The organism is Paenarthrobacter sp. NPDC089714 (genome assembly GCF_044748905.1).
GTDB lineage: Bacteria > Actinomycetota > Actinomycetes > Actinomycetales > Micrococcaceae > Arthrobacter.
Genome location: NZ_JBIVGX010000002.1, coordinates 40,027 through 66,335, shown reverse-complemented (window position 1 = coordinate 66,335; position 26,309 = coordinate 40,027). Strand labels below are relative to the sequence as shown.

At 64.0% G+C, this 26,309-nt stretch carries 24 protein-coding genes; 12 read left to right on the top strand and 12 right to left on the bottom strand.

Going from position 1 to position 26,309, the window contains the following annotated elements; translation table 11 throughout:
- The first annotated feature begins 60 nt into the window (after positions 1-60).
- A complete protein-coding gene (locus ACIPY3_RS04885) occupies positions 61-867 on the top strand; it encodes a hypothetical protein (RefSeq protein ID WP_400330810.1) in 807 nt (268 codons plus the stop codon).
- A gap of 66 nt (positions 868-933) precedes the next feature.
- Positions 934-1,578, top strand: coding sequence for a GNAT family N-acetyltransferase (locus ACIPY3_RS04880; RefSeq protein ID WP_400330807.1), 645 nt, complete (start codon positions 934-936; stop codon positions 1,576-1,578).
- Between the two features lie 241 nt (positions 1,579-1,819).
- Here the strand turns inward: ACIPY3_RS04880 and ACIPY3_RS04875 are convergent, their stop codons facing one another.
- Together ACIPY3_RS04875 and ACIPY3_RS04870 are read right to left on the bottom strand one after the other, a co-directional pair.
- Positions 1,820-3,214 carry a PhoH family protein gene (locus ACIPY3_RS04875; protein ID WP_400330805.1) on the bottom strand — a complete coding sequence of 465 codons (1,395 nt, stop codon included), beginning with the start codon at positions 3,212-3,214 and terminating at the stop codon, positions 1,820-1,822.
- A 274-nt stretch (positions 3,215-3,488) separates the two neighbouring features.
- Positions 3,489-4,250: an isoprenyl transferase gene (locus tag ACIPY3_RS04870; protein ID WP_397324740.1), complete on the bottom strand. Its 762-nt coding sequence runs from the start codon at positions 4,248-4,250 to the stop codon at positions 3,489-3,491.
- 158 nt (positions 4,251-4,408) lie between these two features.
- On the opposite strand from ACIPY3_RS04870, the gene ACIPY3_RS04865 reads away from it, so the two are divergent.
- Entirely contained in the window at positions 4,409-5,050 is a 642-nt protein-coding gene (locus tag ACIPY3_RS04865) for a hemolysin III family protein (protein WP_400330802.1), read from the top strand.
- Between the two features lie 11 nt (positions 5,051-5,061).
- Here ACIPY3_RS04865 and ACIPY3_RS04860 read toward each other — a convergent pair whose 3' ends face one another.
- The 3 genes from ACIPY3_RS04860 to mca all read right to left on the bottom strand — a co-directional run bounded on the left by ACIPY3_RS04860 (position 5,062) and on the right by mca (position 8,482).
- Positions 5,062-7,233: a thioredoxin domain-containing protein gene (locus ACIPY3_RS04860; RefSeq protein WP_400330799.1), complete on the bottom strand. Its 2,172-nt coding sequence runs from the start codon at positions 7,231-7,233 to the stop codon at positions 5,062-5,064.
- Positions 7,199-7,480: a hypothetical protein gene (locus ACIPY3_RS04855; protein ID WP_397324735.1), complete on the bottom strand. Its 282-nt coding sequence runs from the start codon at positions 7,478-7,480 to the stop codon at positions 7,199-7,201. The genes ACIPY3_RS04860 and ACIPY3_RS04855 overlap by 35 nt, the downstream gene beginning before the upstream one ends.
- Before the next feature lie 99 nt (positions 7,481-7,579).
- Positions 7,580-8,482 (bottom strand): mycothiol conjugate amidase Mca, encoded by a 903-nt coding sequence (gene mca / locus ACIPY3_RS04850; RefSeq protein WP_400330796.1) that lies wholly within the window; start codon positions 8,480-8,482, stop codon positions 7,580-7,582.
- Between the two features lie 66 nt (positions 8,483-8,548).
- Here mca and ACIPY3_RS04845 point away from each other — a divergent pair, with 66 nt between their 5' ends.
- Positions 8,549-9,007, top strand: coding sequence for a DUF4307 domain-containing protein (locus ACIPY3_RS04845; RefSeq protein WP_400330794.1), 459 nt, complete (start codon positions 8,549-8,551; stop codon positions 9,005-9,007).
- A 153-nt stretch (positions 9,008-9,160) separates the two neighbouring features.
- The gene (gene greA / locus ACIPY3_RS04840) at positions 9,161-9,655 is read left to right on the top strand and encodes a transcription elongation factor GreA (protein WP_400330791.1); all 495 of its coding nucleotides are present in this window, start codon (positions 9,161-9,163) and stop codon (positions 9,653-9,655) included.
- Positions 9,656-9,791: 136 nt separating this feature from the next.
- Here the strand turns inward: greA and ACIPY3_RS04835 are convergent, their stop codons facing one another.
- Genes ACIPY3_RS04835 through ACIPY3_RS04820 form a run of 4 tightly spaced genes read right to left on the bottom strand, consistent with a single transcriptional unit; the run spans position 9,792 to position 13,952 of the window.
- Complete coding sequence (locus ACIPY3_RS04835; protein WP_400330788.1) at positions 9,792-10,409, bottom strand: rhomboid family intramembrane serine protease; 618 nt, start codon at positions 10,407-10,409, stop codon at positions 9,792-9,794.
- Positions 10,410-10,421: 12 nt separating this feature from the next.
- Positions 10,422-11,660, bottom strand: coding sequence for a threonine ammonia-lyase (ilvA, locus tag ACIPY3_RS04830; protein WP_400270495.1), 1,239 nt, complete (start codon positions 11,658-11,660; stop codon positions 10,422-10,424).
- Between the two features lie 3 nt (positions 11,661-11,663).
- Positions 11,664-12,944 (bottom strand): AI-2E family transporter, encoded by a 1,281-nt coding sequence (locus ACIPY3_RS04825; RefSeq protein WP_400330785.1) that lies wholly within the window; start codon positions 12,942-12,944, stop codon positions 11,664-11,666.
- Positions 12,945-13,001: 57 nt separating this feature from the next.
- On the bottom strand, positions 13,002-13,952 hold the full coding sequence (locus ACIPY3_RS04820) for an aldose 1-epimerase family protein (RefSeq protein WP_400330782.1): 951 nt from the start codon (positions 13,950-13,952) through the stop codon (positions 13,002-13,004).
- Positions 13,953-14,051: 99 nt separating this feature from the next.
- Here ACIPY3_RS04820 and galT point away from each other — a divergent pair, with 99 nt between their 5' ends.
- The 3 genes from galT to ACIPY3_RS04805 are packed head-to-tail and all read left to right on the top strand — an operon-like array spanning position 14,052 to position 17,643.
- On the top strand, positions 14,052-15,194 hold the full coding sequence (gene galT / locus ACIPY3_RS04815) for a galactose-1-phosphate uridylyltransferase (RefSeq protein ID WP_400330780.1): 1,143 nt from the start codon (positions 14,052-14,054) through the stop codon (positions 15,192-15,194).
- The gene (galK, locus tag ACIPY3_RS04810) at positions 15,191-16,351 is read left to right on the top strand and encodes a galactokinase (RefSeq protein ID WP_400330777.1); all 1,161 of its coding nucleotides are present in this window, start codon (positions 15,191-15,193) and stop codon (positions 16,349-16,351) included. Before galT ends, galK begins: the two co-directional genes overlap by 4 nt.
- Positions 16,352-16,404: 53 nt before the next feature.
- Entirely contained in the window at positions 16,405-17,643 is a 1,239-nt protein-coding gene (locus ACIPY3_RS04805; protein WP_400330775.1) for an acetyl-CoA C-acetyltransferase, read from the top strand.
- Between the two features lie 67 nt (positions 17,644-17,710).
- Here the strand turns inward: ACIPY3_RS04805 and ACIPY3_RS04800 are convergent, their stop codons facing one another.
- Complete coding sequence (locus ACIPY3_RS04800) at positions 17,711-18,634, bottom strand: Bax inhibitor-1/YccA family protein (RefSeq protein WP_397324718.1); 924 nt, start codon at positions 18,632-18,634, stop codon at positions 17,711-17,713.
- Positions 18,635-19,035: 401 nt separating this feature from the next.
- Here ACIPY3_RS04800 and ACIPY3_RS04795 point away from each other — a divergent pair, with 401 nt between their 5' ends.
- Genes ACIPY3_RS04795 through ACIPY3_RS04780 form a run of 4 tightly spaced genes read left to right on the top strand, consistent with a single transcriptional unit; the run spans position 19,036 to position 23,065 of the window.
- The gene (locus ACIPY3_RS04795) at positions 19,036-20,313 is read left to right on the top strand and encodes a branched-chain amino acid ABC transporter permease (RefSeq protein ID WP_400330771.1); all 1,278 of its coding nucleotides are present in this window, start codon (positions 19,036-19,038) and stop codon (positions 20,311-20,313) included.
- Between the two features lie 9 nt (positions 20,314-20,322).
- Complete coding sequence (locus tag ACIPY3_RS04790; RefSeq protein ID WP_400330768.1) at positions 20,323-21,291, top strand: branched-chain amino acid ABC transporter permease; 969 nt, start codon at positions 20,323-20,325, stop codon at positions 21,289-21,291.
- Entirely contained in the window at positions 21,288-22,298 is a 1,011-nt protein-coding gene (locus ACIPY3_RS04785) for an ABC transporter ATP-binding protein (RefSeq protein ID WP_400330765.1), read from the top strand. The genes ACIPY3_RS04790 and ACIPY3_RS04785 overlap by 4 nt, the downstream gene beginning before the upstream one ends.
- A complete protein-coding gene (locus tag ACIPY3_RS04780; RefSeq protein WP_397324710.1) occupies positions 22,295-23,065 on the top strand; it encodes an ABC transporter ATP-binding protein in 771 nt (256 codons plus the stop codon). Before ACIPY3_RS04785 ends, ACIPY3_RS04780 begins: the two co-directional genes overlap by 4 nt.
- Before the next feature lie 553 nt (positions 23,066-23,618).
- On the opposite strand, the gene ACIPY3_RS04775 is transcribed toward ACIPY3_RS04780, so the two are convergent.
- Positions 23,619-24,473: an aminoglycoside phosphotransferase family protein gene (locus ACIPY3_RS04775; protein WP_400330762.1), complete on the bottom strand. Its 855-nt coding sequence runs from the start codon at positions 24,471-24,473 to the stop codon at positions 23,619-23,621.
- Between the two features lie 279 nt (positions 24,474-24,752).
- Positions 24,753-26,114, bottom strand: coding sequence for an ABC transporter substrate-binding protein (locus ACIPY3_RS04770; protein WP_400330759.1), 1,362 nt, complete (start codon positions 26,112-26,114; stop codon positions 24,753-24,755).
- Positions 26,115-26,309 lie beyond the last annotated feature (195 nt).

Below are 26,309 nucleotides of genomic sequence, written 5' to 3'. Positions count from 1 at the left end.
CTCGGATGCTACCCCGGATTATCTCCGGGCCCGGCGTGAACCTCTGGGTACACTGTGGATATGGGGCGCTACAGTACAGATGGACCCGGCCTGCCGCCGGGATTTGGACCCTCAAACGGGCATTCAGGGGATCATTCCGACTTGTCCTCCACGTTCCGGAACCTGTGCCGTTCATCGCCCTGGAAGTGGACCAGCCTTCGGTTCGAATACCTTGAGCGGCCGGGGACGGGCGCCAACATCGTGCGGGCCTGGCTCAGGCGTCCGGGAGCTCTCCGCTTGGAGGCTCCCGATGGCCAACTGCTCTACAGCACCACGGGGATCAACGACTCCAGGGATGAGTTCTATGTCAGCGCCACGCGCCGCTCGTGGCTGCTTCCGCCGCATCTGGTGACACCTGTTTACGACGACGGCGGCCTGGTTCGGCGCCGTCCGGAAGCCGCCTACGGTGAGCCTTCCTTCGGAAACGGCCGGCTCGCCGCCGCCCTGGACCCCGTGGAACTTGCCGGCAACGCGCCCGTACCCCTGGAATTCCCGGACACCAACCCGGTGTCCTTCGATGAACCCCGCGAGGTGGACCACGAGGGGCGCCTGGCACTGGAGGCAGTAATCACCCGGGGCCGGACCTACAAGCCTTCGGATCCCGCCGAACCGTTGGCGCACCCGGGACGGACGCTGGTCCGTGTAGACGCTGCCACAGGAGTCTGCGTCGCCAGCCAATCGCTGGATGGCGAATCCTCCGGCAAGGGCCATTGGCTCAAGATCCTGGCCGTGGACGAGTACATGCTGGATGACCTTTTCCTCGCCGAGTCCATGAACTTGACCGATGTCCGGCGCCACATCTCCTGGGACATCGGCCCGGCGGCCTGACGCTGCGCGGCCCTGCAGGAAGCCGCGTGACATCGAGCCCCGCTCCAGCCACGCTAGACTGCGGCGATGACCTCGCTGGCAGACATCTGGCCCCCTTTCGGACTGACCCTCACCACGCCCCGCTTGCAGTTGCGCCCCCTTCTCGACGCCGACATCCCGGCCGCCGTCTCTGCCGCCCGCTCCGGCGTCCACGAACCTGGAAAGAGTCCTTTCAGCACGCCGTGGGCCGAACTCCCGGACGACGAACTGGCTCCCAAGATGGCCCAGTGGTACTGGCGATGCCGGGCGGGATTCACCCCGGACGAGTGGACCCTCCTCCTGGGCGTTTGGCAGGACGGTGAACTGTTGGGCGTCCAGGACCTCGCTGCCAAGAACTTCGCGGTCCTCAAGACGGTCAGCACGGGTTCATGGCTCAAGCAAGCGGCGCAAGGCCGCGGCGTCGGCAAGGAGATGCGCGCCGCCGTCGTCAGTTACGCCTTCGATTACCTGAAGGCAGAAGTGGCCGAATCCGAAGCCGCAACGTGGAACCAACAATCCCTGGGCGTCTCCACCAGCCTCGGTTACCAGCCCAACGGCCTGACCCGCGACGCTTGGGGCACCAAGGTGGAAGACGTCCAAAAAGTCCGCCTCACCCCAGAGACCTTCAAACGCCCCGACTGGACCCTCCACGTCCAAGGCCACGAAGGACTTTCCACCTACCTCGGTCTCTGACCGGCGCCGACGGCACTAGCGCGACAGCGGGCTCCCGGAAAGGAGCGCATCGCGACGCATCGGCCCCCTAAGGTCGCCCAGCGACCGAAGGGGGCCTTATGCGTTGTGTCTAAGCGACGGCGGGAGGCCGCTGACGCGCGGACCCAACCGATGGACGGCGAAAGTGCGGGGCCGGCCGGAACCCGGCCACACAGGAGGCCGCCGGCCGCGCGGTGGTAACCACCGCGCGGCCGGCGGCACTCTAGATTTCTGCCCCTTCAAGCAGCTCCGTCACAAGGGCTGCGATCGGCGACCGCTCAGACCGGGTCAGCGTGATGTGGCCGAACAGCGGGTGTCCCTTGAGGGTTTCGACGACGGCTGCCACGCCGTCGTGCCGGCCCACGCGGAGGTTGTCACGCTGGGCGACGTCGTGGGTGAGGACAATCTTGGAGTTCTGCCCGATGCGGCTCATGACCGTCAGCAGGACATTCTTCTCCAGTGACTGTGCTTCGTCCACGATGACGAAGGCGTCGTGAAGGGAGCGTCCGCGGATGTGCGTGAGCGGCAGGACCTCCAGCATTCCGCGGTCCATGACTTCTTCCACTACTTCCTGGCTGACCAACGCACCGAGGGTATCGAACACCGCTTGCGCCCACGGGTTCATTTTCTCGGATTCGGAGCCGGGCAGGTAGCCGAGCTCCTGTCCACCTACTGCGTACAGGGGACGGAAGACCACTACCTTGCGGTGCTCGCGGCGTTCGAGGACGGCTTCGAGGCCCGCGCAGAGGGCTAGGGCGGACTTACCGGTGCCCGCACGCCCGCCAATGGAAACGATGCCCACGGACGGGTCCATGAGAAGGTCGATGGCGAGCCGCTGTTCTGCCGAGCGGCCGTGGAGGCCGAAGACATCCCGGTCTCCCTTGACCAACCGGACCTGCTTGTCCGAACCCACCCGGCCCAGCGCCGAGCCGCGGTTGGAGAGGACCACCAGGCCGGTATTCACGGGAAGTTCGGCCGCGGCCGGGATGAAGACCGGTTCGTGGCCGTAAAGGGTGCTGACTTCCTGTTCGCTGGCTTCGATTTCTGCAAGACCGGTCCAGCCGGAGTCCTTGACCAGCTCGTTCCGGTACTCATCGGCATGCAAGCCCATGGCCGAAGCCTTGACGCGCATGGGAAGGTCCTTGGAGACCACGGTGACGTTGTGGCCCTCGTTGGCAAGGTTCTTCGCGACGGCCAGGATCCGGCTGTCGTTGTCGCCGCCGCGGAAGCCCGCTGGGAGTACGTCCGGCGAAATGTGGTTCATTTCCACCCTGAGCAGGCCACCATCGTTTCCCAAAGGAATGGGGTGGTCCAGGCCGCCATGCTCAATCCGCAGGTCGTCCAGCAGCCGCAAGGCTTTCCGGGCAAAATAGCCCAGTTCCGGATCGTGGCGTTTGCCCTCAAGTTCGCTGATGACCACGATCGGGACAATGACCTCGTGCTCGGCGAAGCGCAGCAGTGCGTGCGGATCGGAGAGCAGGACGGAGGTATCTATGACGTAGCTGTGGCCTGTGGGAGCCGCGGTTTTCTTTGTCCCTTTGGTGGCGCGCTTGGCGCGAGAGGTAGCTGCACTTTCCCCGTCGGAAACCATTGCGGGCAGTTGCTCTGAAATAGCCACATCGACTCCAGCCCCGGGCGTTCGCCCGGCCTTATGGTGAAGCGGCTCGGCCGGAAGGCCGGGCGTGGCCTCCCCTGTAACTGGTGCGATGATCCGCTCCATCTACTGGCCTCCCCGATCAGCGGGCGGTTTTGCCTGCTGATGGGTTTAACGTAATCCCCGCCACAGGAAATTCCTCTTTGTGGCGTCGGCAAGTCGTTTCTCCACGAGTGAATTCGGTATTAACGGAAGTTCACCCAGCGGCGGTTGCAAAGAGCATGAGGAATCAGGCGCCTCAGGAACCGAAGCGGCGTTGGCGTCCCGCATAATCGCGGAGTGCCCTCAGGAAGTCGACCTTGCGGAAAGCCGGCCACAGGGCCTCGCAGAAGTAGAACTCGCTGTAGGCGCTCTGCCACATCAGGAAGCCGGAGAGCCGCTGTTCACCGGAGGTGCGGATGACGAGGTCGGGATCGGGCTGGCCCCTGGTGTAGAGGAAACGTGAAATGTCGTCCACCGAGAGTTCATCTGCAACCTCGGACATGTTACGGCCCTTGGCAGCGGCGTCCTGGAGGAGTTCCCGGACGGCATCAACGATTTCCCGTCGCCCACCGTAGCCCACGGCCACGTTGACGTGGATCTTCTCGTGGACCGGCGTCCGGGCAGTGAGCTTGTTGAGCCGCTCGGCAAGGTAGTCGGGAAGGAGTTCCGGCGCCCCCATGGCATGGACTGAAATATCCTCGTTCTCATCCAGGCGGTCCATGGTGTTGGCAATGATGCCCATCAGCAGGTCCAGCTCCTCGCCGGAGCGGCTCATGTTGTCCGTGGAGAGCATGTACAGGGTCACTACTTTGACGCCCAGCTCCTGGCACCATCCCAGGAACTCGTGGATCTTGTCCGCTCCCGCTTGGTGCCCTTCGCTGGTGGGTGCGTTGAACTGGCGCGCCCACCGGCGGTTGCCGTCCACCATGACGCCGACGTGGCGCGGAATCTTCTGGTGGTCGAGCGATCTGAGGAGCCTGCGTTCGTAGAAGCCGTAGAGGAAACCGGGCAGCTCCACCGGACTCTCACCTGACTTCCTTGCTCTGATCAATCGAACGACGCGCACATCCAAGGCTACCTGCCCGAGCTGGCAGGCTGGTGCAGCAGGTGCCCAGGAACAGGGCGAAGCACTATTACCCGCAAGTAACTTACCGGACCGTAGGTTACCCTTTAACAATGGCTGACACGCTCAACATCAAGCCCTTGTGGCGCGGCTGGATCCACGCGGTGGCAACGCCGTTTGCGCTTGCGGCCGGGATTGTCCTGGTAGCTCTTGCGCCCACCGCGGACCGCAAGGTCACCTCGGCCATTTATGCCCTGACGGGAGTCATGTTGTTCGGGGTCAGCGCTGTGTACCACCGCGGTAACTGGAATGACAGGGTCCGGATAGTGCTCAAGCGGCTGGACCACACCAACATCATGCTGGTCATCGCGGGCAGCTACACGCCCCTCGCCTGGTCACTGCTGGACAGGCCCGCGGCGGTCACGCTGCTGTGGACCATTTGGTCCGCAGCCATAGCCGGCGTGCTCTTCAGGGTGCTCTGGACCCACGCACCGCGGTGGCTGTACGTGCCCATCTATGTTGCCCTCGGCTGCGGTGCGCTGTTCTACCTGCCGCAGTTCTTCGCCGCCAACGCGGCCTCCGCCGTGCTCATCTGCGTTGGCGGCGCCCTCTACATCGCCGGAGCCGTGTTCTACGGAATCAAGAAACCAAATTTCAGCGCGAAGCACTTCGGTTTCCATGAACTGTTCCACGCCTTCACGGTGTTCGCTTTTGCGGCTCACTTCGTGGCGATCATGATCGCCGTCCTAAGCTAGGGCCCCGCGGCTCAGTCGCCGGAAACCATCGCGGCCAGCCTGGCCTCCACCTCGGCCACTGTCCCCACGGGCCTTTCACACACCATCCCGCGGCACAAGTACACCTGCGCCGAACCGTCAGCGCCGCCTGAGCGGTGCCGCAGCAACGGAACGTCGACGGCGGCTGCCGTGGACCCGCCGTCGTCCGCGGTTTGCACGGCGACCACCAGACCCGGGCTGGCCGAAGCCAGCAACGCTAGGTGGAGTTCGCGCCGCGACGGCGTGTCCGGACCGGCGACGGCGGCCTCCACCGGCCCGGCAAGGGCGGCCTGCGCCGTGGCCAGGAGCCAGCCAGCCACCCGGGGCGCGCGGCTGGCGATCGGCGGAAGCAAGCCCAGGATATTGCCGGCCATGAGGCGGTGATCGTGGGATCCCGAGTAGGCCGAGTAGGTCAGCAACGCACCGGCGAACGCGGCGGCACCACTGGGCGTGGCGTTGTCGAACGGATCCAGCGCGGCATGCTGCCCCTGGGCATTGAAGACCTGGGCAGATTCACCGGCCGAGTCTGCGAGCCGGCCGTTTGCCACAAAGCGTTCGCTGGCGGCCAGGACCAGGCTTTCGCCCAGGCCGTACCAGCGTTTCTTGCCTGTCACGGCGTAGAGCGCAAAGAAGCCGTCCGCGCAGAAGGCGTAGTCCTCCAGGAGTCCACCGATCCCTCTCGGCGCGGCATCGTGCGAGACGCGTGTCAGCAGGCTTTCGCCGGAATTCCAATGGACACATTCAAGGTAGCCGGCGATGCTCTCAGCAGCCGTGACCAGTCCCGGCCGTTCCAGGACGGCTCCGGCTTCTGCCAGGGCTGCTACCGCCAAGCCGTTCCATCCGGCCACCACCTTGTTGTCCCGTGCGGGCTGGTTGCGCTTGTTCCTCGCGGCCAGAAGCGCCGGGCGCACGCGTTCCCACGTCCTGGATTCGGTGCCGGTCAGCAGCTTCCCGGGATGCAGAGGCGAGCCGAGGGCGGAAACGGTGCCCGCACTACCTACGTTCATGATCCGCGCAACGGCCTCGGCATCGCCTGTGCCCAGCACCTCCTGCAGCGAGTCAGGCGTCCAGAGATAGGCCGCCCCCTCGTGATGGACGCCGTCCACCACGGTATCCGCGTCGAGGGAAGATGCCAGGGCGCCCCCTTCCACGGCAAGGGCAGACACCATCCAGTCGGCGCAGTCCGACGCAACGGCAGCGGCTTCCTCAACAGGGAACACGGCATTTCCGCCCAGCCTGATCCAGTGCGTATAGGCACGCAGGAGCTGGGCGTTGTCGTAGAGCATTTTTTCGAAGTGGGGAACGGACCAGTCCGCCGTCACCGAGTACCTGGCGAATCCGCCGTCGAGCTGGTCCCGCAAGGCGGAGCGTGCCATGCCTGCCAGGGTCCGACCGGCCATGTCCCGCGCTGCTTCGGCCGTTTCGGAGGGTGCCGCCGCGTGCCGGATCAAGAATTCCACGACGGCCGACGGCGGGAACTTGGGGGCGGTGCCAAAGCCACCGGCGGCCATGTCCTCGGACCGTGCCAACAGGCCGACGGCATCGGACAGCAACCCGGCATCAAGAACTTCGGGCGGCCCATCAAGCCGTACCGCGGCGGACATCTGGGCGTTGGCCATGTTCGACGCCAAACCGCGGGCGTTCTGCTCAACGGCTTCGCGCCGCTCCGCCCAGGCTTCGTGGACTGCTTCAAGGACGTTGAGGAAGGAGGGCCTGCCGGGCAAGGGTGTGGGCGGGAAATAAGTGCCGGCATGGAAGGCGAGCCCAACCGGAGTGAGGAAGACGGACATGGGCCAGCCGCCCTCGCCGCTGATGGCCTGGGTGGCTGCCATGTACACCGAATCGACGTCCGGGCGCTCTTCGCGGTCCACCTTGACGGGAACGAAGTGTGCGTTCAAGTAGTCGGCCGTGGCCTGGTCCTCGAAGGACTCATGGGCCATGACGTGGCACCAGTGGCATGCCGCGTAGCCGATCGAGAGGAAGACCGGAACGTCGCGTTCCGCCGCAAAGGCAAAGGCTTCATCGCCGAAAGGCCGCCAGAACACCGGATTGCCGGCATGCTGGCGCAAGTAGGCGCTCGGCTCCAAGCCCAAGGTATTGGACGCCCCGGGCCACGTGTTTTCCTGCGGGTCAGCGCGGCCCGGGAGCGGCATCGCCGTTCTCATCCGTCGGAGCGTCAGCCGATCCTGACTCGGCGGCCAGTCGCGCTTCCTCCACCTGTGCGCGGTACCGGACGCGGCGGATGCGCCGGACCATGTCCACAATAAGGAAAGTGGTAAGGATCACGATGAAGGCGGTCAGGACAAAGCCCCACGTACCCGGCGTCACCTGGTCCTCGGACAGGCCCGGACGCAGCGTGCCGGTGGGGTCGGGCGACGGGCTGACGGTCAGGGCGAGGATCAAGTGGTGCACGTTCAAACCTTCTATGGGAGCTGATGCATGCCGGTCCAGCGGGCTGGGATCTGGTTGGCCCCGGGAGACTTCTACGAGCGATAGAAACCCGGGCCTTCTCTATCTTATCCCTGCGAAGAGGTCCTTTTCCGGCAGCTCGGACGTGACCTTGGACTGGACCAGCGTGTAGTCCTCCCACGGCCATGCGGTGCGCTGCAGGTCCGGAGAAACGGCGAAGAAGAAACCCACCGGGTCGATCTGGGTCCGGTGCGCCCTGAGGGCATCGTCCCTCGCCTCGAAGAAGTCGCCGCAATCAATCTGCGTGGTGGTCTGGTGTGCCGGCACAGGCGGCGTGTGGCCCTCGGCGTCCGCTTCGAGCCAGGCTGCAAGCCGCTCGGCGTACGGTGACTGCAAACCGGCTTCTTCCAGCGCGAAATGCAGTGCACGGAAACGTTCGGGACTGAAGGCGCGGTCGTAGTACAGCTTGCTGGGCGCCCACGGTTCGCCGATGCCCGGATACCGCCCGGGGTCTCCGGCTGCCTCGAACGCTTCCACGGCCACTTTGTGCGCCATGATGTGGTCCGGGTGCGGATAGCCGCCATTTTCGTCGTAGCTGATGATCACGTGCGGCTTGAAGTCGCGCACCAAACGTACCAGTGGCGCAGCGGCTCGTTCCAAGGGCTGCAGGGCGAAGCAACCCGCGGGCAGCGCAGGCAGCGGATCACCCTCCGGAAGGCCCGAATCCACGAATCCCAACCACCTCTGCTGGATGCCGAGGACTGCCGCGGCGTTCGCCATCTCCAACCTGCGTGCACCCGCCATGTCCCGCTTGGGGTGCGGAGCATCCTCCATGGCAGGGTTCTGGATGTCTCCTCGCGATCCATCGGTGCACGTGGCCACCATGACCTCAACTCCGGCCGCGGCATACATCGCCATGGTTGCCGCACCCTTGCTGGACTCATCATCCGGATGGGCATGGACGGCAAGCAGGCGAAGCTGCTCTGTCTCGGTGGACGCAGTCACGGGACGGCTCCTCTTTCATGGATGGTGCAAATTAGGGACTGCCGGGATCCGCACTAAACTGGATGGGTGACTTCAGAGGACGCATCGGCCACCAAACTTCCGGCAGACAACAGCCTAGCCAATCGCTACGGTGGCCAAAAGCGCGGATTGACCCGGAAGTCCAAGAGGAACATCATCATCGGAGCCCTCGTGGTGGGCATCGGTTTTGCCGCCTACGTCGCCACCGGCTCCGCCACGGCTCCCGTCACCTTCAAGGACATCGGCTACAGCACCGTGGATGACACCCAGGCCGAGGTGGATTACCAGGTCACCAAGTCCCCCACAGCCACAGCGAAATGCGCCATCAAGGCCATGGACTCCAAGTTCGCCGTCGTGGGGTGGAAAGTGGTGGAGATCGGACCGAATGATCCCCAACAGGACGCCGACGGCGGGCGGACAACCGCCCAGCGGACGGTCCTCATCACCGAATCCGCGGCTGTGTCCGGCGTGGTTGACAATTGCTGGATCACCGACAGCGGCAAATAACAATCATGTGACGCAGCACTCAACCGGTTTGGGTTCATCCAAAGGATTTACTACAATGGATAGAACCTTCACCCCCGTTTAGTTGGTTACTGAGTTTCACGAGTGGCCACCTCGGCGGGGTCTTTTGTTTTGTCAGATCAAGAGGAGAAATCCGTGTCTACCACCAACAGCGCCACAGCAGCTTGGCTTACCCAGGAAGCTTTCGACCGCTTGAAGGCTGAGCTGGACCACCTTTCCGGCGCCGGCCGGGCGGATATCGTCCAGAAGATCGAAGCCGCGCGCCAGGAAGGCGACCTCAAGGAAAACGGCGGCTACCACGCAGCCAAGGAGGAGCAGGGCAAGATCGAGGCCCGCATCCGCCAGCTCACCGTGCTCCTGCGCGATGCCCAGGTTGGCGAAGCCCCCGCCGACGACGGAATTGTTGAGCCCGGCATGCTGGTGGTTGCCAGGATCGCCGGAGACGAGGAGAAGTTCCTCCTCGGCTCCCGTGAGATCGCCGGCGACTCGGACATCGACGTCTTCTCCGAAAAGTCCCCGCTCGGTGCTGCGATCATCGGCCACAAGGAGGGCGACAAGCTCAGCTACACCGCCCCCAACGGCAAGGAAATCTCCGTGGAGATCGTTTCCGCCAAGCCGTACGCAGGCTAACGCTTATTGGAAGACGAACGCCGGCCCCTCCGTTTCGCGGAAGGGCCGGCGTTTTTTCATCCCCGCCTCACCCAACTGCGTCGCATTAGTGCGCGTTTTGAACCCTCAAAACGCGCACAACTGCGACCTAGTTGGGTCAGGGGGTGGTGGCTGTGGATTTGGGGCGCAGGAGGATCGCCGCGACGATGCCGCCGATCGCGCCGCCCAGGTGGGCCTGCCACGAAACGTACCCCATCACGGTGGGCAGCACGCCGAACAAGATGCTGCCATAGGCCATGAAGAGCACCACTGACAACAGGATCTGCCACCAACTGCGGTTGAAGAATCCCCGGACCAGCAGGAAGGCAAAGAATCCAAACACCAGTCCGGAGGCGCCAACGGTGACTCCTCCCCCGCCGATGAGCCAGACGGTCAGGCCGGACCCCAGCCAACTGAACGCAAGTGCCGTGATGAACACCCTCAGCCCCGCCAGGAACACCAGGAAGCCGAAGATCAGCAGCGGCAGCGTATTGGAAAGCAAGTGGTTGAGGTTGGCATGCAGCAGCGGGAAGGTCAGGATATCCAGGACACCGTCGAGAGATCGCGATCGCAAGCCAAACGTGCGGTTGAGCCCATGCGACATGAGCGTATTCAGGAACTCAATGACGTAGAGCAGCACCACGAAGCCGCCCATGAAGAGCAACCCTCCCTTGGCCCTTCCCGCCAGCGAATCGCGGGCCTCGGCCTTTGAACCATCGGGCGTTTCGAGCACCATGCCGGCCTCCTGTCAGTGCACCACGATCGGTTGGAAGCCCTCGGCGCGGAGCGCGCCCAGCACTTGTTCCCCGTGTTCGTGGCCCTTGGTTTCCAGGTTGATGGTGATCGAAACGTCGCCCATGCTGATGGAGCCGCCCAGGCGCGTGTGGTCCAGCCCGGTGACGTTGGCGTCGTTTTCCGCGATGATGCGGGCGATCGTTGCCAGGGAACCGGGCCGGTCGTCCAGCATCATCCGGACGGTCATGAACCGCCCGGCTGCGGAGAGACCGCGCTGGATGACCTTCAGCATGAGCATCGGATCGATGTTGCCGCCGGAGAGCACGACGGCGGTGTTCCCCGGGTTTTCGATCTTGCCGTCCATCAGTGCGGCTACTCCCACCGCGCCGGCCGGTTCCACCACCATCTTGGCCCGCTCCAGCAGGAAGATCAGCGCCCGTGCCAGCGAGTCTTCGCTGACAGTTACGACGTCGTCCACCAGTTCGCGGATGATGCTGAACGGGAGCTGTCCCGGCCGGCCTACGGCGATACCGTCTGCCATGGTGGAAACCTTCTTGAGGGGTACCAGGGCGTCGGCAGCCAACGACGGCGGGTAGGCGGCAGCGTTTTCGGCCTGGACGCCGATGACACGGATGTCGCGGCCCAGCTCCTTGGCTTTGGCCTTGATGGCCACCGCCACCCCGGCCAGCAGGCCGCCACCGCCGACGCCCATGAGGATGGTGTCCACGTGCGGGATCTGGTCCAGGATTTCCAGCCCGATGGTTCCCTGCCCTGCCACTACATCCACGTTGTCGAAGGGGTGAACGAAGACTGCACCGGTCTCGTTTGCGTAGCGCTGCGCCTCGGCCAGGGCTTCATCCACGTTGTGGCCGTGAAGCACCACCTCCGCGCCGTGGCTCCGGGTGGCGGCGAGCTTCGGAAGGGCCACGCCGAGCGGCATGTAAATGCGGGCGTTGATGCCCAGGCTCTTCGCGGCGACTGCTACGCCTTGGGCGTGGTTACCGGCGGAGGCCGCTACGACGCCACGCTTCTTTTCGTCCTCGGAGAGGCGGGCCATGCGGACGTAGGCACCGCGGACCTTGAACGAACCGGCGCGCTGCAGGTTCTCGCATTTGAAGAAGACGTTGCCGCCAACGAGGGTGCCAAGTGCCCGTGAGGACTCCACCGGAGTCTTCGTAATAATGCCCTCGAGCAGCTCCTGCGCCTTGAGGACATCGTCCAGCGTGACGGGCAGGGTTTCGAGGGTATTCACTGGCTATTCTCCTTTGTTGGTGTCGGCGTCAGAAGGCTCCGTGGGGACGCTTCCTGAAACCTTGGCCTTGCTGTCGGAACTGGCGCCGCCTCGGGTATGACCGGCGGGAAGGGCGACGTCCTTGAAATTGGAGTCGCCGTCAGGCCCCGGTGAACCTTCGGCGGTGGCGGCCTCAGCCGCTCCCAGTCCCCCATCATGTTCCCACGTCCGCCCGGCAATGTAGCGAACGGCCGTATTTGCTACGGCGAGGATTGGAACGGCAAAGAGTGCTCCCGGGATGCCTGCGAGGTAGGAACCGGCCGCCACAGTGAGGATGACGGCGACCGGATGCAGCGCTACGGCCTTGCCCATGACCAGTGGCTGCAGGATGTGGCTCTCGAGTTGCTGGACCAACAGCACGATCGCCAGCATGATCAAGGCGTTGACCGGTCCATTGGCTACCAGGGCCAGCAGGACGGCGATGGCACCGGTCACCAGCGCACCCACCACGGGGATGAACGAGCCGATGAACACCAGTACAGCCAAGGGCAATGCCAGGGGAACCTGGATGATTGCAGCTCCGACGCCGATGCCCACGGCATCCACGAAAGCGACGAACATCTGGATCCGCACGTAATTGACCATGGAGGTCCACCCGCGGCGGCCGGCCCCATCCGTGGCCCGCCGGGCTTTCTTGGGGAGCAGCCGGACCAGGAAGGCCCAGATCCGGCTCCCCTCCAGCAGGAAGAAGATCAGGATGAAGAGTGCCAGCACCAGTCCGGCCGCGAAATGGCCTGCCGTGCTGCCGAAGGAGAGCGCTCCGCTCAGGATGCTGCTGCTGTTGTTTTGCAGGGCGTTTGCTGCGTCGGCGATGTACTTGTCGATCTGGTCCGCGGTCAGGTGCAGTGGACCGTCGGCAAGCCAGGTCTGGACCTGCTGGATGCCGGTAAGCGCCTCCTGCCACAGCTCCCCGAAGCCGGCTGCCAACTGGCGTCCCACCAGGGCCAAGGCCCCTGCGATCACCCCAATAAAGGCCAGCACCGTGATGGCCACAGCAAGCCCGTTGGGCACCTTCAGGTTGCGCAGCCAAACCACCACGGGGTAGAGCAGGCCTGCCAGCAGGGCAGCAACCATGACCGGGATGATGAGGAAGCTGACCTTGCCCAGCAGCCAGACGAGGATGCCGATCATCACCAGAATGAGGCCGGCACGCCAGGACCATGCGGCCGCTATGCGCACACCGTACGGTATATCCTCGGCAATTTGGCGGTCTGAACGGGTTTTGGCGTCCGGTGTTGGCGTCATGAACCCATACTTCCGCAGCCCGGGCCGTATGGGAAACCGGCACTACCCGCAAACCGGCTAAAGCGAAGCGCTGATACCCCAGGTCATGGCGAAGGATCCACCGGGCGCCAGCCAACGCAGGCCGTCTCCGCTGTTAAAAGCGTTGGCCGGACCCGTCATGGGTTCCAGCGCCACGGCTTTGCTCCGGCCCGGGAACGTGTCGGTCACGAACACGTGGACATACTGGCAGTTCCGGTCCTGCACCAGGCTCACGCTGCGCCCATCCGGTGCGCTCAGCGTGTGGCGGGCAGCGCCGCCGTCGTACGCCAAATCGGTGAAGGCGACGTCTATGTCCAAGCTGCCCACGGAGCGGCCCCCGGACAGGTCGAAATCGCCTTCCACGGGGGCGGTGCTCCGTGGAATCAACCGCTCGTCGGCAACCAGCCGGGTTCCCGCCTTGACACTCAACGTCAGGTCTTCCGGAGCAACGTCACCGAGGCGCAGGTAAGGATGGGCCCCGAGAACGAAGGGTGCCTGGGCATCCGAATCGTTCACCAGGGTTTGCTCGACGTGCAGGTCCTGGTTGGCATCGAGTTCGTAGCGGACCCGGTGGCGGACCAGGAACGGGTAGCCGTGCTGCGGAAAGACCGTGGCCTCCAAGGTCACGGAAAACTCGGATTCATCCACCAGCGCGTACCCGGCGTTCCTCAGCAGGCCGTGGCTGGCATTGTTGCGGGACACCTCCGTGACGTCGAGTTGCTGCTTCTTGCCCTCGAGGCGCCATACGCCGTCTTCCACGCGGTTGGCCCACGGCGCCAGGGTGATTCCCGTGGCACCGGGAGGAATATCGGCGTCCCCGTAGCTTTCGGTCAACTGGACTCCGCTGCGCGAGTACAAGCGGAGGCCGGCAGCCAGTTCCGTGACAATTGCGAGCGCATCGCCGCGGCGCAACTCGAATTGGCGGCCTGTGGCAAAGCGGCGCGCCTCGGACCGGGGTTCTGCATCTGGAGTGGGGGAAGAGTCAGGCATGGGAATACCGTACTGCACCCCGATACTTGATTGGATTCGAACAATGTTAACTTTTGTTAGAAACTATGCGTTTTTGATTGCTTATGGAATGATGGGTTCATGAGTCGCATCACCCTTACCCGCCTCGCCGACAGCCGCGAGCTGATCTACTTCGACGACCCCGGGACTCCCGAACGGACACCTGGGTCCCTGGTGGACCACCGGGACCTTCCGGCCCGCGGGGAACCCGGCGAGGTGCGGTACGACGCTTTGTCCGGAGAGTGGGTTGCGGTGGCTGCCCACCGCCAGAGCCGCACCCACCTCCCGCCGGCTGAGCAGTGCCCCATTTGCCCCACCACAGCCGCCAACCCGTCGGAGATACCTGCTCCTGACTACGACGTGGTGGTCTTCGAGAACCGCTTCCCCTCGTTGGGTCCTGCGCTGGGCGATATTCCACAAGCCCCTGCCAGCGGAGGCCACGGCATCAAGGGAGCCGCGTTCGGCCGTTGCGAGGTAGTGGCCTTCACCCCGCAGCACACGGGCTCGTTCGCCGGACTTGGCGAGACCAGGGCACGCACGGTCATCGAAGCATGGGCCCAGCGCACTGAAGCCTTGAGCGCCCTGCCCGGCATCAAGCAGGTGTTTCCTTTCGAGAACCGCGGCGCAGACATTGGAGTGACGCTGCACCACCCGCACGGCCAGATTTACGCCTACCCCTACGTCACTCCGCGCGCCGCCAGCCTGGGCGCTGTTGCCCGGAAGTATTACGACGACGTCGACGCGAAGGAAACGCTCGCGGCGTCGTTGCTCAGGGCCGAACGGGAAGACGGAAGCCGCATGGTGCTGGAAGCACGCCACTTCAGCGCCTACGTTCCCTTCGCTGCCCGCTGGCCCCTGGAGATCCACCTGGTTCCACACCGGCACGTTCCCGATCTTGCGGCCCTGACCGGGGAGGAACGGGACGAACTGGCACACGTGTACCTGGACCTGCTCAAGCGCCTGGACGCCCTGTATCCAACGCCCATGCCCTACATCTCGGCCTGGCATCAAGCTCCCCTGGATTCTTCGCTGCGTCCCGCCGGCCAGTTGCACCTGCAGCTCACCTCACCCCGGCGCGCCGCGGATAAGCTGAAGTACCTGGCCGGCTCGGAGGCGGCGATGGGTGCGTTCATCAACGACACCACTCCGGAGGCCGTGGCAGAACGCCTGCGCAGCGTCGCCGGCGCCCCCTCCGTCAAGACCCTGGAAGGCTCCCCCGCATGACCACCACCACAGACACCAGCGCCCTGGCCGAACGCTTCCAAGAGACGTTCGGAACAGCCCCCGACGGCGTGTGGCAGGCACCGGGTCGGGTGAACCTCATCGGCGAGCACACCGATTACAACGAAGGCTTCGTCCTGCCGTTCGCGATCGACAAGACCGCCAAAGTTGCCCTCAGGCTCCGCAACGACGCCACCGTTCGCCTGCTCTCCACCTTCGGCGGCCACGGACTGGTGGAAACGTCGCTGGAGGGCCTGGAACCCGGCTCAGGCCAAGGGTGGTCCCGCTACCCCTTGGGCGTGGCCTGGGTCCTGAAGGAACGCGGAATCACAGTGCCTGGCTTCGACCTCCTGCTGGATTCCGACGTGCCCCTGGGCGCCGGACTGTCCTCCTCGCACGCCATTGAGTGCGCAGTGATCACGGCCCTGAACGAACTCACGGACGCTGGTCTCAATGCTGAAGAACTGGTCCTGGAAACGCAAAGGGCCGAGAACATCTTTGTTGGCGCCCCTACGGGGATCATGGACCAATCGGCTTCCCTCCGCGGCGCCAAGGGCCACGCTGTGTTCCTTGACTGCCGTGACCAGCACGTGGACCTGGTCCCCTTCGATGCAGAATCCGCAGGACTGGTGCTGCTGGTCATCGACACCAAAGTCTCGCACTCCCACGCCGACGGCGGGTATGCCTCGCGCCGGGCGTCCTGCGAGTTGGGCGCAGAGGTCCTGGGCGTCACCGCCCTGCGCGATGTTGGCGTGGAAGACCTCGAAGAAGCCTCCGGCGTCCTGGACGAAACCACGCTGCGCCGCGTCCGCCACGTGGTGACGGAAAACGACCGTGTGCTGCAAACCGTAGAGCTGCTGGGCAGCCACGGCCCTGCCAGCATCGGCCTCCTGCTCGATGCCAGCCATGCTTCGATGCGGGATGATTTCGAGATTTCCTGCCCGGAACTGGATCTGGCCGTCGAGGCGGCCAAGACTCACGGCGCCATCGGTGCCCGGATGACAGGCGGTGGCTTCGGCGGCTCGGCGATCGCCCTCACTCCGGTGCGCCAGGAGCAGCAGGTGCGGGACGCCGTCGTACGTGCTTTTGCCCAGGCCGGCTTCACTGAACCGGACATCTTCACCGTCACTCCGGCGGCGGGAGCGCTTCGCTTGGCGTGAAAGGCCGGGCCTGGCCCCGGTTTGCGTACCGATACCGGGCGTAAGCTGGGGCCATGACCGAGGCCGTCATTGTTTCCACTGCCAGAAGTCCAATCGGCCGGGCCTTCAAAGGCTCCCTCAAGGACGAACGACCCGACGATCTTGCCGCAGCCATGGTGCAGGCCGCTTTGGCCAAAATCCCGGGTTTTGACGCCGCTGCCCTCCATGTGGGCGGCTTGGACGACATCCTGCTTGGCTGTGCCGAACCCAGCGGTGAGGCCGGCTCCAACATGGCCAGGGTGGTAGCCGTCCTGGCCGGCCTGGACAGCGTGCCCGCAGCCACCGTCAACCGGTTCTGCGCCTCGAGCCTGCAAACCTTGCGCATGGCCTTCCACGCCATCAAGGCCGGCGAGGCGCACGCAGTGGTGGCCGCCGGCGTCGAAAGTGTTTCCCGATACCAGAACTGGCAGGGTGCCGGTGAAACAGACGCCGCCAACCACAACCCCCGCTTTGATGCCGCTGCCCAACGGACGGCAGCGCGTGCGGCGTCCAACATTCCCTGGACCGACCCACGGCTGGGCGGCAGGCTTCCGGATATCTACATCGCCATGGGACAGACCGCGGAAAACGTGGCCACCACCTACGGGATCACCCGGGCCGAGCAGGACGAATGGGGCGTGCTGAGCCAAAACCGGGCAGAAGAGGCCATTGCCTCGGGCTTCTACGCGCGGGAAATCACCCCGTACACACGCAAGGACGGCTCAGTGGTCAGTGCCGATGACTCCCCACGTGCCGGCGTCACGTTGGACGGGGTTTCTGCGCTACAGCCTGTCTTCCGGGCCGAGGGAACCGTCACCGCAGGCAATGCCTGTCCGCTCAACGACGGTGCTGCGGCACTGGTAGTCATGAGCGACGTGCGTGCGCGCCAACTGGGCCTTGAGCCAGTGGCCCGGGTGGTCTCCACCGGCGTCAGCGCCCTCTCACCCGAGCTCATGGGAATGGGCCCGGTCGAGTCCACTCGGCGCGCACTGTCCCAGGCCGGGCTCACCATCGATGACATGGACCTGGTGGAAATCAACGAGGCCTTTGCCGTTCAGGTGATCGCGAGCGCCAGGGAACTGGGCATCAACCCGGAGAAGCTGAACGTCCACGGCGGTGCCATCGCCGTGGGCCACCCCTTCGGCATGACGGGAGCACGCATGACCACCACCCTGCTCAACGGGCTCAAGGAACGCGACGGGACACTGGGGCTGGCCACCCTGTGCGTGGGCGGCGGCCAAGGAATGGCCGTGGTTTTCGAACGCCTGGGCTGACTGCTTTAAAGGGAAAATGCCCCCGATATCTCCGGGGGCATCTTCCGCATGGCTCGCTTGGTCGTCTTTAGTCGTCGCCGCGCAATATGGCGAGGAGGCGGATGATTTCAACGTAGAGCCAAACCAGGGTGACTGTCAGGCCGAAAGCGGCAACCCAGGAATAGCGTTCCGGAGCGCCGGCGCGGACGCCTTCCTCGATGCTGGTGAAGTCCATGATCAAGGAGAAGGCAGCGAGGCCGATCGCGAGGATGCCGATGAAAACGCCCAGCGGGATGCCGGCAATGGTGATGCTGGTGCGCAGGCCGAAGGGCTCCTGCACGGCACCGGTCCACATCATCACCAGGTTGATCAGCGCGAACACTGCGTAACCGATGGTGGCAATCATGAAGAAGCGGATCATCTTGGGCGTGGCACGGACCTTGCCGCTCTTGAAGAGCAGGAGCGTGACGCCGAAGACTGCCAGGGTACCGATGACTGCCTGGAGGCCGACGCCGGGGAACATTCCGTCAAGGATGCGGGTAAGGCCACCAAGGAACAGGCCTTCAAGTCCTGCGTACGCAAGGATCAGCGCAGGTGAGGGCTGCTTCTTGAAGGTGTTCACGAGGGCGAGCACGAAGCCACCCAACGCGCCCACGATCATGAGCGTTGTAGCCAACGTCGGGGCGACAAACAAGGTGACGCCAGCGCCCAGGACCAGGACGACGAGGCACATGACGGTCTTCATGATGACGTCGTCGTACGTCATGCGGCCGGTATCGGCCGGACCTGCGGCAGGCTGGTTGTACATCTGCTGCAGTTGTTCGTTGGTCATGCTCTGCTGCTGGGCAGACCATGCTGCCTGGCCATCCATGACCTGGCTGGGGGCACGTCCGGGTACCTGGTTAAACTGCTGGCCGTAGGGGTTGCCATACGGATTTTGCGGTACAGACGGTGCCTGTTTGGCTCCACGGAAATTCTTTCCGTTGAAGATCGGGTTTCCGCCAAGTGCCATTGCGGGTGTCCTCCTGAAAAAGGGCTGAGTGATAATTCACGGTACCAATTACCACGCACGCGCGGCAGGGAAAGTTCCCTTGTTCATCCAGAAGAAACCCAACCGTGACACGGCGCTGGAAGAGTGGAGGGCAGTTGCCTCCTGCGTCACTTTTGTTACCTGATCGCGACCTTTGGACCCCTTGGCCCTGCATTTTTTGGCCGCACTGAGCGGTAACATAGCCACAGCATGGGTGACTTGGGTCACATTTTGAGACGCAGGCGGGAAATGTGCCAAGCCCCGTGTCCGTTCGCACCGGTTGCAATGGCGCAGCCGGGACCACCCCCACTGTGGAGGTTTCCATTTTGAGAAGCACACTGCGCGACCCGTCCATCAGACGGTCCAAGGGACTACGGAGAGCAATGGGGGCGTTCTTCGCGGCCCTCATCGCCACTCTGTTGATCGCCGCTCCCGCGGCGGAGGCAACCACCCCCTCGCCTTCGCCATCAGCCACCAATTTCCAGAACAGCATCAGCGGATTCCTCCGCGACGACGCCCGGGCGCCCATAGCCGGCGTCAAGATCAAAGCCTCAGGAAACGGATTCGAAGGCGAGGCGACCTCCGGCACCAATGGTGCATGGAACATCGGAGTCCCGGTCCAAGGCACCTACAAGATCGAACTCGATACCTCCACCCTGCCGGACGGCATCAAACTGGCCGACGGCCAGGAAAATCCCCGCAATGTCACGTTCAGCCAAACGTCCAACCTGTCCGTGATCTTCGCCTTCGGCAAAGGCATCGTGGTCCAGCAACAGGACTTCGGCCAAAATCTCCTCAACCGCCTGGTTGCAGGCCTCAGCTTCGGCCTCCTGCTGGCCCTGGCGTCCGTTGGTTTGTCGCTCATTTTCGGAACCACGGGCCTGACCAACTTTGCCCATGGCGAGATGGTCACGCTCGGCGCCGTCTTGGTGTTCCTCTTCAATGGATTCGGGTTCCCGTTCTGGCTCGCGATACTGCTGGCCCTGGTGTGCGGCGGCCTCTTCGGCTACGCCCAGGATGCCGGCCTTTGGCGTCCGCTGCGCCGCCGCGGCACCGGCCTGGTTCCCATGATGATCGTCAGCATCGGCTTGGCCCTGGCCATCCGCTATGTGATCCAGTTCTACTTCGGTGGAGCCACCCAGCAACTGCCAGGCGCGCAGAGCGCAGAAATCCAACTCGGCCCCATTTCCATCTCGCCCAACAACTTGTGGTCCCTGGTGATCAGTGCCGTCGTCATCGCCCTGATCGGCATCGTTTTGCTCAAAACGCGCCTGGGCAAAGCCACCCGTGCAGTGGCGGACAACCCAGCCCTCGCGGCAGCCTCGGGCATCGACGTGGACTCGGTGATCCGCATCGTCTGGATCGTCGGCGGCGTGCTTGCCTCCCTCGGTGGCATCCTGTGGGCCTACTACCGTCCCGGAGTCACGTTCGATATGGGTTCGCAGATCCTGCTCCTCATCTTCGCCGGCGTGACGCTAGGTGGCCTGGGGACCGTCTTCGGTGCGCTGATCGGTTCGATCGTCGTTGGCATCTTTGTGGAACTGACCACCGTGTTCGGGCTGCCGGCCGACCTGAAGTACGTCGGCGCTTTGTTCATCATGATTGTTGTCCTTCTGTTCCGACCGCAGGGCATCCTCGGCCGGCGTGAGCGTGTGGGTTAGGAGCGGGCCATGGATTTCGGATTTATCTTCTCCAGCGCCGCCGGTGAGTTGTTCAGTCCAACGACGGCGGCCTACGCCCTTGCCGCCTTGGGCCTCGCCGTCCACTTCGGCTACTCCGGCCTGCTGAACTTCGGCCAGGCCGGCTTCATGGCCGTGGGAGCCTACGGCTTCGCGATCTCGACGCTGACCTTCAAAACGCCGTTCTTCATCGGCCTGCTCATCGCCGTCTTGTGTTCGGTAATCTTCGCCTTCATCCTCGGCATTCCCACCCTTCGGCTTCGAGCGGACTACCTGGCCATCGTCACCATCGCCGCGGCTGAAATCGTGCGGTATGTCGTGACCACCAACCAACTGACGAGCGTTACGGGTTCGGCCAACGGACTCGCCGCCTTCGAAGGTGGCTTCTACTCCATGAACCCCTTCCCCGAGGGGTCCTACATGGGCATGAACAACAGGGACTTCTTCATCCGCGTGGTTGGGTGGGGACTGGTCATCGTCTGCTGCCTCCTGGTGTGGCTGCTCATGCGCAGCCCGTGGGGACGCGTCCTGAAGGGTATCCGCGAAGACGAGAACGCGGTGCGTTCCCTCGGCAAGAACGTCTATTCCTACAAGATGCAGGCCCTGGTGATCGGCGGTGTACTCGGCGCCCTCGCCGGCATGATCTTCACGCTCCCCCGCGGCGCAGTCCAACCGTCCAACTATGGCACCGAGCTGACGTTCTTCCTCTGGACCTGCCTCCTCCTGGGCGGCATGGCCACCGTTTTGGGACCCGTCATCGGTGCCATGATCTTCTGGGTGGTGCTGTCCCTGACCCAGAGCCTGCTGTACGGGCTCATCGAATCCGGAGCAGTCACCTGGCTTACCACGGTCCAAGCCGGCCAGCTGCGCTACATCCTGGTGGGCGTGGCCCTGATGCTCCTGATGATCTTCCGCCCGCAAGGCGTCTTCGGCAATAAGAAGGAGCTTGCATTCGCATGAGTGAAAGCAACGGTCAGCCGACCGAAAACATCGATTACATGACAGACTCGCGGCCCATCGCCGTCGGGGAGAATACCCCCGGCTGCAAGAAGCGCGATCCCATCGTGGTGGCAGAGAACGTGACCCGCTCGTTTGGCGGCATCAACGCCGTGGACGTCGAGTACCTCGAAATCCCCCGCCACAAGATCACCGCTTTGATCGGGCCCAACGGCGCCGGCAAAACCACACTCTTCAACCTGCTCACGGGATTCGACACTCCGAACTCCGGCAAGTGGCAGTTCGAAGGCAACAGCCTCGCCGGGGTCTCCTCCTACAAAGTGGCCCGCATGGGCATGGTCCGTACCTTCCAGCTCACCAAGGTGATGGGCAAGCTGACCGTCATGGAGAACATGCGCCTCGGTGCCTCCGACCAGCCCGGCGAGCGCCTGTCCAAGGCCCTCTTCAAGGGGATCTGGGGTGGCAGGGAAAAGGAGATCACCGCCCAGGCCAACGTCCTGCTGGAGAAGTTCAAGCTCGATGCCAAGAAGGACGACTACGCGGCTTCTCTGTCCGGTGGCCAGCGGAAGCTGCTGGAAATGGCACGCTCCCTCATGGTCCGCCCCAAGCTGGTGATGCTCGACGAGCCCATGGCCGGCGTCAACCCGGCCCTGACCCAGTCCCTGCTGGACCACATCAAGAACCTCAAGGCCGAAGGGATGACCGTCCTCTTCGTCGAGCACGACATGAACATGGTCCGGCACATTGCCGATTGGGTGGTGGTCATGGCCGAAGGAAAGGTTGTAGCCGAGGGTCCTCCGGGCGAAGTCATGAAGAACCCCGCCGTGATCGACGCCTATCTGGGCGCCCACCACGACGTGGACCTGGGCGACGCCCAGGGCATCCGGGAGCTGGAAGCCGAACTCGTCGCCGACGAGGAGTCGGTGGTCGGCACCGAAGACGCCGGCATGCTGTCCACCGAAACAACCGCAACCGGCGTGACCGAAACCAAGCAGGAGGACGAGAAATGAGCGCCACCAGCGCAATGCCCGCCCCCGCAGGCAATCCCACGGAAGACGCCGTCGTCAAAGTCACCGACCTCGTGGCCGGGTACCTGCCGGGCGTCAACATCCTCAACGGCTGCAGCATCGAGGCCCGCAAGGGTGAGCTGATCGGCATCATTGGCCCCAACGGCGCCGGCAAGTCCACGCTCCTGAAGGCCATGTTCGGTTTGGTGAAGGTCCACTCGGGCACCGTGGTGGTGCGTGGCCAGGACCTCACGGGGCTGAAGGCCAACAAGCTTGTCACCCAGGGCGTTGGCTTCGTCCCCCAGACCAACAACGTCTTTGCCACGCTGACCATCGAGGAAAACCTCCAGATGGGCCTGTTCCAGCGGCCCAAGGTCTTCGCCGAGCGCTTCGACTTTGTCACAGGACTCTTCCCTGAGCTCGGCAAGAGGCGTGCACAGCGGGCGGGCTCTCTGTCCGGCGGCGAACGCCAAATGGTAGCCATGGGGCGGGCGCTCATGATGGATCCCGCAGTGCTGCTTCTCGACGAGCCCTCGGCAGGCCTTTCCCCCGTCAAGCAGGACGAGACGTTCCTCCGTGTCCACGAGATCAACCGCGCCGGTGTTTCGGTGATCATGGTTGAACAGAACGCCCGGCGCTGCCTGCAGATCTGCGACCGCGGATACGTGTTGGACCAAGGCCGCGACGCCTACACCGGCACGGGCCGCGAACTCATGAAGGATCCCAAGGTCATCCAGCTCTACCTGGGCACCCTGGCCGACGAGGTCTAGGAGCTCGCCAACACCACGTGGTCCCCGGTTCAGGCAACTGACCCGGGGACACGCTTTGCCCCTGGCGGCGCCCGCTCTGCGCCCCATGCCCCGCGAATAGAACGCAGGGCAGGCCCCACAACGGGCATCTGCCTCGGGGGTGCGGACCGTCACGACCTACTTTGCGGACGCACAGTCCCTTAGGGGCCCGGAAACCCGGCGTGTCCGCCTGGGCGAGGCCCAAAGTGGGTGGTGACCGCCCGCTCCTCTCCCATGAACGCAGACGCACGACGTCGGCACTCACGCGCGCGCCGTCGTCGAACCTCCCGCTCTTGATGGCGGGGCACACCCGGCGGCTCGCGTGCCGTCACGACCTGCTTTGGGGACGTTGAGACGCGACACGCCGGGATGGGGATGCCCAATGGAGGGATGCACCTTCAAAGTGGGTCGTGGCCGCACACGAGCCGCGCTGCGGAGCCCGCCGTGCGCCCCAAACTCCGCCCACAGCCCGCAGAGCAGGCCTCACAACACCAAAGAAAGAGGCCCTTTCCGCGTGGATGGGGCCGTGCCCTCGTTAATCCAGGGCATGGTTTCGGACCAGCAACCTTTCGACCATGGCGATCCCCTGCTGCTCAAACGATCCGTCTCCTACGCGGTGGGCCCAAACGACTGTTCCAACGGCTTGGTCCACGTTTTCGAGTGTCCACAATCGTCGATCGAGATCCGTTGCAACAACCCTTCCGTACCCTTCGTGGAAGGCCGGCGCGAGTTCGGGGTGCGTCAGGAACTGTTGATGACTCAGCCGAACCAGGTCATGGACCCATGGGCGAAGGTCCGCGCGGCCAAAGTCGATGACTTTCACCTGCCCGCAGTCATGCAACCAGTTCCGAGGCTGGTAGTCGCCGTGGGTTGTTACCAGCTCCACAGGCGAAAGTTCGACGGCGGCCACCACCTCGGACAGGCGCCGCACCGTGTCTTCGGGAAGCAGTCCCCCGGCCTTTTCCAGCACAGAATTGGTCCTGGCACGCAGCGACCGCATGTAGCTTGCCGACGTCCCGGCGGGGCGATGGAGTCGCGCCAAGAGTTCTCCCGCCTGGCGATATGTATCGGGGGTGACTTCCGCAATGCTGCCGGCAACCAGTGCACCAGGGAGGTATCTCGTAACCAGAAGGCCAGCCTCGGGAGCCGCGTGGGCCAACGTGGGAACAAGTCCTTCGAGGGCCGGCATTCCCCGCGAATAGGCGGCGATTTCACGGCGGATATGGTGGCTTGTCTGACTGGCCTTGACGATATATTGGCAGCCATCCGGGGTTTCCACACGGAGCACCGTGGTGTCCTGCAAGGGCCAGGAATGGTCTGTGACCACAGTGAAGCTACCCAACCACGAGACAAGCAGGCCGTGTTGTCTTTCGCTGATCCCATCAGTCACCCCACCAGCATGCCACCCGGCGGCCCGTGTACCGTCACGACCTGCTTTGCGGCCGCTGAGGCTCGACACGCCGAGATAGGGATGCCCAAGTGCTGGCGGTGCCCGCAATGTGGGTCGTGGCCGCACACGAGCCGCGCTGCGGAGGCCGCCCTGCGCCCCAAACTCCGCCCACAGCCCGCAGTGCAGGCCCCGCAACACGGGCTTCGGGAGATCCGGACGCAGAACAGGTCCCCTTCCTGCTGGAAGGGGACCTGTTCGGGTGAGTGGAAAGAGTGTGGCTTACAGCTTGCCGAACTCTTCGCGAACCGGCTTGTAGGTGTTGTCATCCTGGTACTCGTAGATACCGATGTACGCCTCGGTGGGGTCACCGGCGTCGGAGAACGTTACGGGGCCGGACTGGCCGTCGTAGTCGATGTCCTTGCCTTCGCGGAGGAGCGTCACACAGGCCGCGAAGCTGGTGCACTTCTCGCCGCCTTCGGAGACTTCCTTCAGCTTGGCCGCGATGTCCGTGCCCTTGGTGCTCTTGGCGGCCTCAGCTGCCAGGGCGATCAGGTTCACGGCGTCGTAGGACTCGCCTGCGTAGCTGTAATCCTTCAGTGCGGGATCGATGGCCAGGAGCTTCTGCTTGAAGGCATCCTTGGCGAACGTACCGGGAATGGTTCCCTGTGCGCCCTTGAGGGTGCCGGGCTGGAAGTCCTTGCTGTAATCGGAAGTATTGCCGTCAACCATGAAAAGCTGCGTCGGCTTGATGCCCTTGCCGGTGATCAGCGGGACGATGCTCTTGGCCTGGTCGAACGTGATCAGTGCGATGGCGTCCGGCTTGGCGGCAAGAACTTTGTCCACCTGGCTGCTGAACTGCGAGTCACCTTCGTTGAAGAGTTCCTCGGCAACAACCTTGCCGCCTGCTGCCTCGAAGGCTTCCTTCACGTTCTTCTGCAGGCCGGTGCCGTAAGCGTCGTTAAGCACGATCATGCCAACGGTCTGGGCGCCACACGTGGCCATGTAGTTGCCGAGCACCTTGCCCTGGAGGACGTCCGAGGGTGCAGTACGCCAATACAGGCCCTTGTCGTCCCAGGTGGTGAAGTCGGGCGACGTGTTCGCAGGCGAGAACTGGATAACCCCGGCACCCGTGATCTGGTTGATGACCGTCTTGGAAACGCCGGACGAAGCCGCACCGATGATGGCGCTGACACCCTGGCCGAGCAAGGCCGTGGTGGACTGCGTTGCGATGTCCGTCTTGGTGTCACCGGAGTCGCGGTGGATCACGGAAACGGGAGCACCCAGGACGCCACCGGCGTCGTTGACTTCCTTGATGCCAAGGTTGACGCCGGCAATTTCAGGTGGGCCGAGGAACGCCAGCGACCCCGTTGTCGGCAGGAGCGAACCAAGCTTCAGTGGCGTGGACGTGGTGGTGGTCGAAGGAGGCACGGGTCCCGTGTTGGTAGCGGCCTGGCTGTTGCCGGCCCCCGCACCTGCACTGGGAGCCGGGCAGGATATCCCTGCCGAGGCTGCGGAACTGGAACCGGAGCCGGTCTGGCTCGGCGTGGAAGACCCGCCACAGGCCGTGGCGAGAAGAGCGACCCCAATGCCAAGCGCGGTTAGCTTGGCGGCCCTGGGCGCCGCTTGGGAAAGATCAAACATGCGTAATCTCCTCGATCGAAAGGTGCGAACTGCCTTTGATGCGATTGCTCAGGTATTCCTGATTACTGCTCAAACTAGTGCAATTGATCCGTGAAGATAAGTGATTCAGGTCACATCCCTATAACACTCGTTGCCTGTGGGGAATCTACGAGCCAACTGGGAAAATCCTCTGAGAGGCACACGAAAAAAGGAAGG

What these genes read in the sequence shown, in the direction of transcription:
- ACIPY3_RS04880 (WP_400330807.1), top strand. Translation starts at nt 934, where the DNA reads ATGACCTCGCTGGCAGACATCTGGCCCCCTTTCGGACTGACCCTCACC.
- ACIPY3_RS04835 (WP_400330788.1), bottom strand. Translation starts at nt 10,409, where the DNA reads ATGGTGCTCGAAACGCCCGATGGTTCAAAGGCCGAGGCCCGCGATTCG.
- ACIPY3_RS04785 (WP_400330765.1), top strand. Translation starts at nt 21,288, where the DNA reads ATGAGTGAAAGCAACGGTCAGCCGACCGAAAACATCGATTACATGACA.
- ACIPY3_RS04790 (WP_400330768.1), top strand. Translation starts at nt 20,323, where the DNA reads ATGGATTTCGGATTTATCTTCTCCAGCGCCGCCGGTGAGTTGTTCAGT.
- ACIPY3_RS04865 (WP_400330802.1), top strand. Translation starts at nt 4,409, where the DNA reads ATGGCTGACACGCTCAACATCAAGCCCTTGTGGCGCGGCTGGATCCAC.
- ACIPY3_RS04860 (WP_400330799.1), bottom strand. Translation starts at nt 7,233, where the DNA reads ATGAGAACGGCGATGCCGCTCCCGGGCCGCGCTGACCCGCAGGAAAAC.
- ACIPY3_RS04795 (WP_400330771.1), top strand. Translation starts at nt 19,036, where the DNA reads ATGGGGGCGTTCTTCGCGGCCCTCATCGCCACTCTGTTGATCGCCGCT.
- galT (WP_400330780.1), top strand. Translation starts at nt 14,052, where the DNA reads ATGAGTCGCATCACCCTTACCCGCCTCGCCGACAGCCGCGAGCTGATC.
- ACIPY3_RS04825 (WP_400330785.1), bottom strand. Translation starts at nt 12,944, where the DNA reads ATGACGCCAACACCGGACGCCAAAACCCGTTCAGACCGCCAAATTGCC.
- ACIPY3_RS04800 (WP_397324718.1), bottom strand. Translation starts at nt 18,634, where the DNA reads ATGGCACTTGGCGGAAACCCGATCTTCAACGGAAAGAATTTCCGTGGA.
- ACIPY3_RS04805 (WP_400330775.1), top strand. Translation starts at nt 16,405, where the DNA reads ATGACCGAGGCCGTCATTGTTTCCACTGCCAGAAGTCCAATCGGCCGG.
- galK (WP_400330777.1), top strand. Translation starts at nt 15,191, where the DNA reads ATGACCACCACCACAGACACCAGCGCCCTGGCCGAACGCTTCCAAGAG.
- ACIPY3_RS04885 (WP_400330810.1), top strand. Translation starts at nt 61, where the DNA reads ATGGGGCGCTACAGTACAGATGGACCCGGCCTGCCGCCGGGATTTGGA.
- ACIPY3_RS04820 (WP_400330782.1), bottom strand. Translation starts at nt 13,952, where the DNA reads ATGCCTGACTCTTCCCCCACTCCAGATGCAGAACCCCGGTCCGAGGCG.
- ACIPY3_RS04780 (WP_397324710.1), top strand. Translation starts at nt 22,295, where the DNA reads ATGAGCGCCACCAGCGCAATGCCCGCCCCCGCAGGCAATCCCACGGAA.
- ACIPY3_RS04770 (WP_400330759.1), bottom strand. Translation starts at nt 26,114, where the DNA reads ATGTTTGATCTTTCCCAAGCGGCGCCCAGGGCCGCCAAGCTAACCGCG.